Below are 10969 nucleotides of genomic sequence, written 5' to 3' on the forward strand. Positions count from 1 at the left end.
CGCCGGACCGATCAGCGAGAGCGCTCTCCGCCGAAGTGGATGCCGGTTCGGCGTAGGAGAGCGCGTTGAAACAAAGACTTAGAGCCGTGCCCGATCGCGTTACGATCGGGCACGGCTCTAGACGTTGAGATCGCGCCTTGCCCGTGAGCGGGCGCGATCCACCTTGGGCGGGGGCCGGCACGCTCCCCGACCCCCTTTCGGAGAAGTACCCGATGGCGATCGACCCCACCCTGCGCGACGCCCTCTCGGCGGTGACCGTCGCGAGCCTCGCCCGCGTGCTGGCGCGGCGCGGGGTTCCCGCCTGCTCGCTCCATGGGATTACGGGGACCGGGGCGGCGGTGGGTCCGGCCGCGACCCTGCGGATGATCCCGGCCCGCGGCGACGTCGCGGGCTCGCTCGCCGAGGCGATCGAGGCGGTGCCGGACGGAGCGGTCGTGGTGATCGACACCGGCCGATCCGGGCTCGATCTGCCCTTCGCCGCCATCCTGGCCGCGCGCCTCGCGCAGCGCGGAGTGGCGGGGCTCGTCACGGACGGGACGCTGACCGCCGAGGCCGGCCTGCCGGCTTGGTCCGCCGCGATGACACCGGGCAGCGGGTCGCTCTCGTTGGCGGGCTCGGGCGAGGCGATCGCCTGCGCGGGCGCCGCGGTCCATCCCGGCGACATCGTCGTCGGCGGCCCGGACGGGGTAATCGTGATCCCGCGGGACATCGCCGAGGCGGTGGCCCTGGAGGCGGTCGAGCAGCAGCGCCTCGATCTCTGGCTCGCCCGCGAGGCCGAGACCGGCGCGAGCCTGAGGACCCTGCTTCCGCCGGACGCCGCGACGCTGGCGCGGTTCGAGGCCGAGACCGGAGCCTGAGCGTCGGCCCTGCCGGGCTCGCCGGTCGATGTTCTTCCCGCTCTCGAAGGTGATCTTCTTCCTGATCACCCCGTCGAATTTCCTCGTGCTGGCCGGGCTCGTCGGCGTCGCGCTGGTGCTCCTCACCGCGCGTCGGCGCACCGGCGGCTGGCTCGCCGGGCTGGGGCTGCTCGGCCTGCTCGCGGGCGGCCTGTCGCCGCTCTCGGCCTGGGTCCTCCTCCCTCTGGAGCAGCGCTTCCCGTCGTTTGCCGACGACGGCGCGCCGCTCGCCGGCATCATCGTGCTCGGCGGCGGGATCGAGGCGGGCGCGGCGTCGGCGCGCGGCCAAGTGGTCGTCAACGACGCGGGCGAGCGGCCGATCTACTTCGCCGACCTCGCCCGGCGCTATCCGCATGCGCGCCTCGTCTTCTCCGGCGGCAGCGGCAGCCTCGCGGACGGATCTATCGCGGAGGCCGACATCGTGAGCCGCGACGCCGACACCCTCGGCCTGCCGCGCGCCCGGCTCGTCCTGGAGAACCGCTCCCGCAACACCCGCGAGAACGCGCTGTTCTCGGCCGCGATGGTTCAGCCGAAGCCGGAGGAGCGCTGGCTCTTGGTCACCTCGGCCTGGCACATGCCGCGCGCCGTCGGGTGTTTTCGCGAGGCCGGCTTCTCGGTCACCGCCTTCCCGGTGGATTACCGCACCCGCGGTCCGCAGGACGCCCTGCGCTTCAACAGTCTCGCCTCGGACGGACTGCTCCAGCTCGACTTGGCGGCCAAGGAGTGGATCGGGCTCGCGGTGTACCGGCTCGCCGGCTACACCGACGCGTGGCTTCCGGCGCCTCAGGGCTCCGGCAGCGCCAGCCGGTAGACCCCGCGAAAATCGTCCGGGTCGGCGCGCCTGCCCTTGCGCAGGATCGCGAGGCGCCCGGCCTTGGTCAGGCGAACCGCGACGCGGCGCACCGGCGGCATCAGCGGGCTCCAGTTCTCCGGGTGCGGCCCGGCGAGCGCCCGGGCGACCTCGGACGGGCAGATCGTCCGGCCCGCGCCGCGTTCAGTGACGAGGCGCAGCATCGTCTCCTCGATCGCGTCCTCGCTGCGGGTGCCCTGCGCTTCGTCCCTCAACGAACGGTTCCTTCCTGAGCGGCATCGGCCTCGGCGAGCAGGATCGTGCGGATCTCGGAGGCGAACTGGCGCCGCCACATCACTAGCACCACCGCCGTCGTCGAGGCGACCAGGACGTAGGGGCCGACGAACCAGCCGAGATAGGCCAGCGCGAAGAAGAACGCCCGCTGCCCGCGGGCGAAGTGGCCGCCGGCCGCGATGTTCATCGCCGCCGCGCGCGCCGCCGCCCGCAGCATCGCCTCCTGCGTGGCGCCCGAGCCCTTCGGCGGCACCGCCCCGAACAGGATCGCCCCGTAGTTGAACAGCCGGTAGGCCCAGGCGAACTTGAAGAAGGCGTAGACGAACACCACAGCCAAGCCCGCGACCTTGATCTCCCAGGTGGCCCGCGTGGCGACGGTGCCGAAGGGGAGCGTCCCGAACAGGTTGAGCACGTCGTCGCCGGAGCGCGACAGGGTCAGCACGCCGCCGAGGGCGATCAGCGAGGTCGAGGCGAAGAACGCGGTGCCGTTCTGCAGCGAGGCGTTGATCGTGGTGTCGACCACGCGGTTGTCGCGCACGATCATCTGACGCGCCCACACCTCGCGCTGCCCGTTCATGATCTGGCTGAGCGACACCATCCGCCCGCGTAGCCGCCCGACCGACAGGCCGTAGCAGAGCCACGCGACGACGAAGAAGACGAGTGCGCCGAGATCGACGGGCGAGAAGGCGGACGGCAGGTTCGACATCGTCTCGAGATTTTTCGCGGGCGGGGTTGCGCTCATGCTGCAGTGCAGCAGGCTGGCTAACCCGAGCCATTGCCGGATGTCGAGGGCCGGGCGCGAGAAGCGCCTGAGGGCGAAGCTCACGCGCCTTCAGTGCGCAATTGCGAATCCCGTACCAGACTCAGGTGTCGCCCGCGCCGCGACGGAGACCGTCTCGACGCGGGCGCCCGGCGGTCCGGCCCAGCAGGCCTGCACCATCGCATCGACCTCGGTCTCCGGTCCGGTGAAGACCGCCTCCACCGTGCCGTCGGCGCAGTTGCGGACATGCCCCGTCAGCCCGCGGCCGTCGGCTTCGCGCTTCGTCCAGGCGCGATAGGCGACGCCCTGAACGCGTCCGGCGACGACGACGGTGACGCTTTTTGGCTGACCCATGACGTCTGGCTGACCCATGACGCCACAACGCTCCGGGGCGGCGGACGTGCCCCGGAAGCGGATACGCATCGCCGGGACGCGAGCGCGGGATAGAAGCGCTCGGACCGTCGTGCCGACATGATGTTGTCGCCCGGTCATGCGAGACCGTCGCCGTCCGCGCAGGCGGGTGGGCGAAGGCCGGCGCTCCCGCGGAACGATCGGCACACTTGGCATCGCCCTTGCTGATCGAGGGCGGCGACGGGGGGCAAGGTTGAGAAAAATTCCTCCGGGCGTCGGCCCGACATTCCCCCAGGTCGTCGTCCTGTTCGGCGCCACGGGCGACCTGTCGCGACGCAAGCTCATTCCCGGTCTGTTCCACTTGTCGCGGGCCGGCTTCATTCCCGGCTGCCGGATCATCGGGGTGTCCCTGGACGACCTCGACGCGGACGGCTTCCGGGCCGCCGCGCGGGAGGCGCTCGATCAGTTCTCCACGCGGCCCGTCGGCGCAGACGGATGGGCGGCGTTCGCCGAGAGCCTGGACTACGTGCCCCTGGCCGCCGGCGCCGGCGCGCTCAAGGAGGCGGTCGAGCGGGCGGAGCGGTCGCTCGGCGGCGAGACGCGCCGCATCCACTACCTCAGCGTTCCGCCGAACGCCGCGTTGTCGGCCGTGCGCCTCCTCGGGGAGGCGGACCTCGTCGCAGGGGCGCGGATCATCATGGAGAAGCCCTTCGGGACGGACCTCGCGAGCGCCGTGTTCCTCAACGACCGGCTCCACGAGGTCTTCGCGGAGGAGCAGATCTTCCGCATCGACCACTTCCTCGGCAAGGAGCCTGCCCAGAACATCCTCGCCTTCCGCTTCGCCAACGGCCTGTTCGAGCCGATCTGGAACCGCAACTTCATCGACCACGTGCAGATCGACGTGCCGGAGACCCTGGGGCTGGGCCGGCGCGCAGGGTTCTACGAGAGCACCGGCGCCTATCGGGACATGGTGGTGACGCACCTGTTCCAGATCCTCGCCTTCATGGCGATGGAGGCCCCGACCTCCCTGGAACCGGTCCCGATCAGCGAGGAGAAGAACAAGGTTTTTCGCTCCATGCTGCCGATCGACCCGAAGGACGTGGTGCGCGGGCAGTACACCGGCTACCGTGCCGAGGCCGGGGTCGATCCGGAATCGGACGTCGAGACGTTCATCGCCCTCAGGTGCGCGATCGACAACTGGCGCTGGGCGGGCGTGCCGTTCTACCTGCGCACCGGCAAGCGCCTCGCCGAGGGGCAGCGGATCATCTCGATCGCCTTCCGCGAACCGCCCAAGAGCATGTTCCCGGTGGGCTCGGGGGTGGGCGCGCAGGGGCCCGACCACCTCACCTTCGATTTGGCGGATGCCGCGAAGATGTCGCTGTCGTTCTACGGCAAGCGGCCCGGGCCGGGCATGCGGCTCGACAAGCAGAGCCTGCAGTTCTCGATGAACGACACCGGCCTGATCGGCGACGTGCTGGAGGCCTACGAGCGCCTGATCCTCGACGCGATGCGCGGCGACCACACCCTGTTCACCACCGCCGAGGGTATCGAGCGCCTGTGGCAGGTCTCGACGCCGCTGCTGGAGGCGCCGCCCCCCGTGCGCCTGTACGAGCCCGCCTCCTGGGGCCCGAAGTCGATCCACCAGCTCGTCGCGCCCCATGCTTGGCGGCTGCCCTTCGAGCGGGCTTGGCGCGGCGCCGGCCCGCCGCCCGGCGGCTGATCGCCGCTCACGCGGGAGCACCGCGGTGCCAACCGCGCAGCTCGCGCAGGTAGGCGGCCGGCAGTTGCGCCGCCGCCCCCGCCTGAACGACGGCATCGAGGTAGCCCGGCCGCGGAACCCCGAACGCGGTGCTGCGGCCGAGGTAGATCAGCGCGCGCCTGACGCCGCCGGACGTGACGACCGGCTGCGAGGCCTTCACGTAGAGGCCGCCCGCGACGCCCTCGTAGCGGTCGAGGGCCGGAACGTCGGCGAGCGCCAGCTCCCACAGGACGCCCCAGACCGTGTGCCGGCCCTCGCGCAAAACCGAGGCGTAGCCTGCGCGCATGATGATGAAGCGGTGGCGGTGCAGGCGGCCCTGCCCGATCAGGCGCGAGGCCGGGCAGCGCGAGGCCATTGCGGCGGCGTCCATGTTGGCGCCGTAGGCGAAGTAGAGGGGCATGCCTTTCGGGGCCGAAGCGGCTACTCGCCCGGTGGCGTCCGCTCGTCGCGGCGGATCGCCCACTCGTTCGCGCGCATCGCTGCATAGGCCACCGCCAGGGCGATGGCCGGGATGACGAAGATGACGAAGATCTGGCCGGAATTCACGGCTTGATGCCCCGCAGGATGCGCCTTGCGATGAGAGGTATGCCGATTCCCGTGAAAAGCCAGACGACGGTCAGCGCGGCGGTCTCAAGTCGGAGCGGACCGACGCCGCTGAGGTTGAAGCTCGCGGCGGTGATCGGCGTGATGAAGCCGATCACGATAAAGGCACCGCGACGTTGTTGATCGCCGTGGCAAGGAGCTTCGTCTGCTCGGTGTTCGCTGCGCGCACCGCATGTCGGCCTCGGAAAGACCGCGACGGTCAGGCAAACTCCAGGATCACCGCATCGACCGCCAGGCTCTCGCCCTCCCTGGCGTGGATCTTCCCCACCGTGGCGTCGCGCTCGGCGCGGAGCACGTTCTCCATCTTCATCGCCTCGACGATGGCGATGGGCTCGCCGTTCTTCACCTCCTGGCCCTCGCGCACCAGGATCTGCTTGACGAGGCCGGGCATCGGGCAGAGCACCTGCTTGCCCGAGCCCGCATCCGCCTTCACCGGCATCAGGGCTGCGAGTTCGGCCTCGCGGCGGGTGTAGACCCGGACCTCGGCGGCCGCGCCCGCGTGCTGGAGCGCGACGCCGTTCAGGAGGCCGCGCACCTGGATCGCGACGCGCGTCGTCCCGATCGTGCCGGTCCAGACCGGCTCGCCGGGACGCCACGTGCTGGCGACCACGTGCGCGGTGCCGTCGGCCTCGGTGACGACGAGGCTGTCGTCGAGCGCGTCCGCGTGCGGATCGACCGTGACGGGGTAGGCCGCGCCGGCCAGCATCACCACCCGGTCGCGCTCGAAGTGCAGCAGGCCCGGGTCGCGCATCTGGCCGGAGATGCCGCGCTTGCGCGCGTTGAGCTTGTGGTCGATGGCGGCGGCCGCCGCCATCATCCGCTGCGCCACCGCCCCCGTCGGCTCGGGCGCCGCGAACCCTGCGGGAAACTCCTCCGCGATGAAGCCGGTCGACAGAGCGCCCGCGCGCCAGCGCGGATGCGCCATCAGGGCTGCCAGGAACGGGATGTTGTGGCGGATGCCGTCGATGGCGAAGGCGTCGAGCGCCTCGGCCTGCAGGTCGATCGCCGCGGCGCGGGAGGGCGCCCAGGTCACGAGCTTGGCGATCATCGGATCGTAGTGGATCGCGATCGCGCCGCCCTCCTCCACGCCGGTGTCGTTGCGGACGCGCCCGGTGCCGAACTGCCCTTCTTCCGGCGGCCGATAGGTGGTGAGCCGGCCGATCGAGGGCAGGAAGTTGCGGGTCGGGTCCTCGGCGTAGACGCGGCTCTCCACCGCCCAGCCGTCGAGCCTGACCTGATCCTGCACGAGCGGCAGCGGCTCGCCCGCCGCCACCCGGATCATCAACTCGACGAGGTCGAGGCCGGTGATCATCTCGGTGACGGGGTGCTCGACCTGGAGCCGCGTGTTCATCTCGAGGAAGTAGAACGACTTGTCCTGGCCGGCGACGAACTCCACCGTGCCGGCGGAATCGTAGTTCACCGCCTTGGCGAGAGCCACGGCCTGCTCGCCCATCGTCCTGCGGGTCGCCGCGTCGAGGAGCGGGCTCGGCGCCTCCTCGATGACCTTCTGGTTGCGGCGCTGGATCGAGCACTCGCGCTCGCCGAGGTAGATCACGTTGCCGTGCTTGTCGCCGATCACCTGGATCTCGATGTGGCGCGGGTCGGTGATGAACTTTTCCACGAACACCCGGTCGTCACCGAACGACGAGGCGGCCTCGGACTTGGCGCGGGCGAACCCTTCCGCGACTTCGCCCGACGCGTAGGCGATCCGCATGCCCTTGCCGCCGCCGCCGGCGGATGCCTTGATCATGACGGGATAGCCGATGCCGTCGGCGATCTCGACGGCGTGGTCGGGACTCTCGATCACGCCGAGGAAGCCCGGCACGGTCGAGACGTTGGCCGCCGCCGCCGCCTTCTTGGATTCGATCTTGTCGCCCATCGCGGCGATGGCGCCGGGGTTCGGGCCGATGAACACGATGCCGGCCTCCGCCAGCGCATGCGCGAAGGCCTCGCGCTCGGACAGGAAGCCGTAGCCGGGATGGACCGCCTGCGCGCCGGTCCGCTTGCAGGCCGCGATGATGTTCTCGATGACGAGGTAGGATTGCGCCGCCGCCGCCGGGCCGATGCGGACCGCTTCGTCGGCCATGGCGACGTGGAGCGCGTCGCGGTCGGCATCCGAGTAGACCGCCACCGTCCCGATGCCCATGCGCCGCGCGGTCTTGATGACCCGGCAGGCGATCTCGCCCCTGTTGGCAATCAGGATCTTGTCGAACATCGCGCGCCGCACTCGGATCTAAGCTGTCGGAGGACAGTCCAGGCCCCGGCCCGGAGGTCCGACCCCGATAAAGCAGTTGCGCGGCGGACGGAAGCTGTGCCTCTGCCTTGTGCGGCCCTTAGCTCAAGCCGCGAGCGCGAAGCGCGGGCGCAGCGTCGGGGCCGGCTCGCGGGTCCAGCGGTTGGCCTCCAGCGCGAACACCATCAGCGCCTCGGCGCTGCTTTCCGCCTCGCGCACGATCTCCATCGCGATCCGGGCGCCGACCGGCGTCGGACCGGCGCGGCCGGCGATCGAGGCCGCGAGCCACGCGGCGACCTCGCGGTCGACGTAGCCCGAGGGGCGCTCGCCCCAGACCGCGAAGTCGACCACCGCCGCGACGACGAAGTCACCGAAGGCCGGATCGGCCGCGGGCACCGCCCGCTCCAGGGCCATCAGCATGTCCGCCTCGTCGCGATGGACGAGGCCGTCCGGCACCACGTCGCGCATCAGCGTCCGAACGTCGCCGCACGTGATGCTGCCCGCGGTGACGGCATGGTTGCAGAAATCCTGAAGAGAAACGTTGCTCATGACTTGGTGCCTCCCCGGCTCTTCTCGTTGCCGGCCCTGTCCTCGTATGTATTGGACTGTAGGGGGCGGGATCGTCTTGGGAGGTTAACGGGCAAACCTGAACCGGCGTTCAGGTTAAAGCTGACTCACGAAGGAGGCTTTCGCAAACCTTGCTTTCGTCTCGGGCCGGGCGTCAGCGCACGATCACCGTGGCGCCGACGGGCACGCGGTTGAACAGGTCGACCACGTCGATGTTGCGCATGCGGATGCAGCCCGACGAGGCCGCCTGGCCGATCTTCTCGGGCTCGTTGGTGCCGTGGATGCGGTAGAGCGTGTCGCGGCCGTGGTCGGAGAGGTAGAGGGCGCGGGCGCCGAGCGGGTTTCCCGGTCCGCCCTGCATGGCGTGGACGTGCGGCCAGCGCTTGATCATCTCGGCTGGCGGGTTCCAGGCCGGCCACTCCGCCTTCCGGTCGATCGTGGCGGCACCGGTCCAGCCGTAGGCCTCGTCGCCGACGGTGACGCCGTAGCGCATCGCCTTGCCGTCGGGCAGGACGAGGTAGAGCTGCCGCTCGCGCGTCTCGATGACGATGGTGCCGGGGCGCTCCCTGGTCGGATCGCTGACCTGATAGCGGGCGAAGTGCGGATCGAACTCGGCGTCGGGCACGAGGGCCATGAAGGCGGTGTCCCGCGCCGACAGGGTCGGATCGGGCACCGCCTTGAAGTTGCAGCCCGAGAGCAGCACGGCACACGCGATGATCGGGGCGATGCGCATGACGTACACCGTTCGAGTGGACCTCCGCCCGTGGATTCATGGTTGACGGAGGCTGAACGAAGCATAGCCGTGCGAGGCACTTCCGCGTAGCCTCGCGCGTTGCCGGATCGGGATATTGCCGAGCCCTGTTGCAGGTCTGCGACAGGACGGTTCGGAGAGGGGCGGCGCAGCCGCCGGGAAGGATGATCGTGACGACCCTGTACGTGAGCCATCCGGCCGCCCTCGACCACGCCGTACCGGACGGTCATCCCGAGCGGCCCGACCGCATCCGCGCCATCGAGCGCGTCCTGGAGAACGAGCGCTTCGCCGGCTTGGTGCGGACCCTGGCGCCCCGGGCGGACGCCGCGGTCGCGACGCTCGTCCACCCGAGCGACTACGTCGAGGCGATCGTCGCGGCAGCGCCGACGGAGGGCCTGGTAGCGATCGATTCCGACACGCTGCTGTCGCCGGGCACCCTGGAGGCGACGCTGCGGGCCGTCGGCGGCGCGGTGATGGCGGTCGACGCGGTGATGGCGGGCGAATGCGCCAACGCCTTCGTCGCCATGCGCCCGCCCGGCCACCACGCCGAGCGCACCCGGGGGATGGGCTTCTGCCTGTTCAACCACGCGGCCATCGCCGCGCGCCACGCGCGGGTGAAGCACGGCGCCGCCCGGGTCGCGCTGGTCGACTGGGACGTGCACCACGGCAACGGTTCGCAGGACATCTTCTGGGACGACGGCGCGGTGATGTACGCCTCGACCCACCAGATGCCGCTGTTTCCCGGTTCCGGGGCGGTCTCGGAGCGCGGCGCGAAGAACACCATCGTCAACGTGCCGCTGCGGCCGGGCGACGACGGCGCGGTCTTCCGCGAGGCCTTCGAGGCCGGCATCCTCGCCCGGGTCGCGGCGTTCGAGCCCGATGTAATTGTGATCTCGGCGGGCTTCGACGCGCACCACCTCGACCCGCTCGCCAACCTTCGCCTCACCGAAGCCGATTTCGGCTGGGCCACCCGCAAGCTGATAGAGGTCGCCGACCGCCACGCCAAGGGCCGCCTCGTCTCGGTGCTGGAGGGCGGCTACAGCCTCGACGGACTGGGCCGCTCGGTCTCCGCGCACGTGGACGCGCTGATGGGCCGGTGAGGCGTGTCGCTCGTCCGCAACGAGCGAACGTTGCTGACGGCGACGCTTCTCAACGGCGTCGCCGTCGCGGCGATTGCAGTTGGTGGGATCGCGCCCTTCGTGGCTGTCGTCGTCGGGACTTCGAGCCTTGCGAACGCGCTGCTCAACGCTGGGATTTGGTTCTCGTTCGGCGCAGTCTTACATTTAGCGGCACGAGCCGTGCTGCGAAGGCTGATCGAATGACGAGCGTTGAGATCTGTGCGTTCTTCGGCTCGGCCTTCCTGATGGGCGGCGTTTGCGCGTTCATCTACTGGTTCACCGGGTGGCAGGACCGGCACGAGGCGACCCGCCGGGCGACCGCTCACACCTCCAGCGGCTCGTCCCCCAGCAGCTCGATCCCGAAGCCCGATAGGCCGACGTAGGCCCGCGACGAGGTCGAGAGGTTGCGGATCGAGACCACGCCGAGGTCGCGCAGGATCTGGGCGCCGAGGCCCACCTCGCGCCACTGGCGCACACGCTGCGCCTCCGTGCCCTCGTCCGAGACGCGGTTGAGCGGCACGCCGGCCGTCCCGTCCCGGAGATAGACCAGCACGCCCCGCCCCTCGCGGGCAAAGCGGGCCATCACCGCCTCGATCTGGCGCCCGCCCTCGATCACGTCGGCGACGACGTTGGAGCGGTGCAGGCGCACCAGCACGTCGCGGCCGTCGCCGATCGCGCCGTGGACGAAGGCGAATTGCTGGATTGCCTCGAACGGCGTGGTGTAGGCGTAGCCCGTCATCTCCCCGGACCCGGTCCTCACCGGAAAGTGCCCGACGCGCTCGACCAGCTTGTCCCGGGACTGCCGGTAGGCGATCAGGTCCGCGACCGAGACGCGGGCGAGGGTGTG

General features: G+C 70.6%; 14 protein-coding genes and 1 pseudogene. 5 read left to right on the forward strand and 10 right to left on the reverse strand.

Annotated features, from left to right (window positions below):
- Window positions 1-212 precede the first annotated feature (212 nt).
- Together ACFE8Y_RS11415 and ACFE8Y_RS11420 are read left to right on the forward strand one after the other, a co-directional pair.
- On the forward strand, window positions 213-857 hold the full coding sequence (locus ACFE8Y_RS11415) for a dimethylmenaquinone methyltransferase (protein ID WP_375464503.1): 645 nt from the start codon (window positions 213-215) through the stop codon (window positions 855-857).
- Between the two features lie 28 nt (window positions 858-885).
- Window positions 886-1707: a YdcF family protein gene (locus ACFE8Y_RS11420; RefSeq protein ID WP_375464504.1), complete on the forward strand. Its 822-nt coding sequence runs from the start codon at window positions 886-888 to the stop codon at window positions 1705-1707.
- Here ACFE8Y_RS11420 and ACFE8Y_RS11425 read toward each other — a convergent pair.
- From ACFE8Y_RS11425 to ACFE8Y_RS11435, 3 genes are all read right to left on the reverse strand, one after another.
- Window positions 1680-1910 (reverse strand): DUF3253 domain-containing protein, encoded by a 231-nt coding sequence (locus ACFE8Y_RS11425; protein ID WP_375464515.1) that lies wholly within the window; start codon window positions 1908-1910, stop codon window positions 1680-1682. The genes ACFE8Y_RS11420 and ACFE8Y_RS11425 overlap by 28 nt on opposite strands.
- Window positions 1911-1957: 47 nt before the next feature.
- Complete coding sequence (locus ACFE8Y_RS11430) at window positions 1958-2686, reverse strand: DUF599 domain-containing protein (protein WP_375464516.1); 729 nt, start codon at window positions 2684-2686, stop codon at window positions 1958-1960.
- 126 nt (window positions 2687-2812) lie between these two features.
- Window positions 2813-3112, reverse strand: coding sequence for an acylphosphatase (locus ACFE8Y_RS11435; RefSeq protein ID WP_375464505.1), 300 nt, complete (start codon window positions 3110-3112; stop codon window positions 2813-2815).
- Between the two features lie 232 nt (window positions 3113-3344).
- Between ACFE8Y_RS11435 and zwf the strand changes: the two genes are divergently transcribed.
- On the forward strand, window positions 3345-4811 hold the full coding sequence (gene zwf / locus ACFE8Y_RS11440) for a glucose-6-phosphate dehydrogenase (protein ID WP_375464506.1): 1467 nt from the start codon (window positions 3345-3347) through the stop codon (window positions 4809-4811).
- A 7-nt stretch (window positions 4812-4818) separates the two neighbouring features.
- On the opposite strand, the gene ACFE8Y_RS11445 is transcribed toward zwf, so the two are convergent.
- The 6 genes from ACFE8Y_RS11445 to ACFE8Y_RS11470 form a co-directional block, all read right to left on the reverse strand.
- The gene (locus tag ACFE8Y_RS11445) at window positions 4819-5250 is read right to left on the reverse strand and encodes a gamma-glutamylcyclotransferase family protein (RefSeq protein ID WP_375464507.1); all 432 of its coding nucleotides are present in this window, start codon (window positions 5248-5250) and stop codon (window positions 4819-4821) included.
- Between the two features lie 20 nt (window positions 5251-5270).
- Window positions 5271-5396, reverse strand: a complete 126-nt coding sequence (locus tag ACFE8Y_RS11450; RefSeq protein ID WP_375464508.1) for a hypothetical protein — start codon at window positions 5394-5396, stop codon at window positions 5271-5273.
- Window positions 5393-5551: a hypothetical protein gene (locus tag ACFE8Y_RS11455; RefSeq protein ID WP_375464509.1), complete on the reverse strand. Its 159-nt coding sequence runs from the start codon at window positions 5549-5551 to the stop codon at window positions 5393-5395. The genes ACFE8Y_RS11450 and ACFE8Y_RS11455 overlap by 4 nt, the downstream gene beginning before the upstream one ends.
- A gap of 101 nt (window positions 5552-5652) precedes the next feature.
- Window positions 5653-7668 (reverse strand): acetyl-CoA carboxylase biotin carboxylase subunit, encoded by a 2016-nt coding sequence (locus ACFE8Y_RS11460; RefSeq protein WP_375464510.1) that lies wholly within the window; start codon window positions 7666-7668, stop codon window positions 5653-5655.
- Window positions 7669-7791: 123 nt separating this feature from the next.
- A complete protein-coding gene (locus tag ACFE8Y_RS11465) occupies window positions 7792-8235 on the reverse strand; it encodes a hypothetical protein (protein ID WP_375464511.1) in 444 nt (147 codons plus the stop codon).
- A gap of 172 nt (window positions 8236-8407) precedes the next feature.
- Window positions 8408-8986 carry a L,D-transpeptidase gene (locus tag ACFE8Y_RS11470; RefSeq protein WP_375464512.1) on the reverse strand — a complete coding sequence of 193 codons (579 nt, stop codon included), beginning with the start codon at window positions 8984-8986 and terminating at the stop codon, window positions 8408-8410.
- Between the two features lie 188 nt (window positions 8987-9174).
- Here ACFE8Y_RS11470 and ACFE8Y_RS11475 point away from each other — a divergent pair, with 188 nt between their 5' ends.
- Both ACFE8Y_RS11475 and ACFE8Y_RS11480 read left to right on the forward strand, forming a co-directional pair.
- Entirely contained in the window at window positions 9175-10104 is a 930-nt protein-coding gene (locus ACFE8Y_RS11475) for a histone deacetylase family protein (protein ID WP_375464513.1), read from the forward strand.
- A gap of 30 nt (window positions 10105-10134) precedes the next feature.
- Window positions 10135-10326 carry an amino acid transporter gene (locus tag ACFE8Y_RS11480; RefSeq protein WP_375464514.1) on the forward strand — a complete coding sequence of 64 codons (192 nt, stop codon included), beginning with the start codon at window positions 10135-10137 and terminating at the stop codon, window positions 10324-10326.
- A gap of 118 nt (window positions 10327-10444) precedes the next feature.
- Here the strand turns inward: ACFE8Y_RS11480 and ACFE8Y_RS11485 are convergent.
- A pseudogene (locus ACFE8Y_RS11485) lies at window positions 10445-10969 on the reverse strand (3,4-dihydroxy-2-butanone-4-phosphate synthase); the annotation flags it as partial.

This window comes from uncultured Methylobacterium sp., assembly GCF_964242245.1.
Classification (GTDB): Bacteria; Pseudomonadota; Alphaproteobacteria; order Rhizobiales; family Beijerinckiaceae; genus Methylobacterium.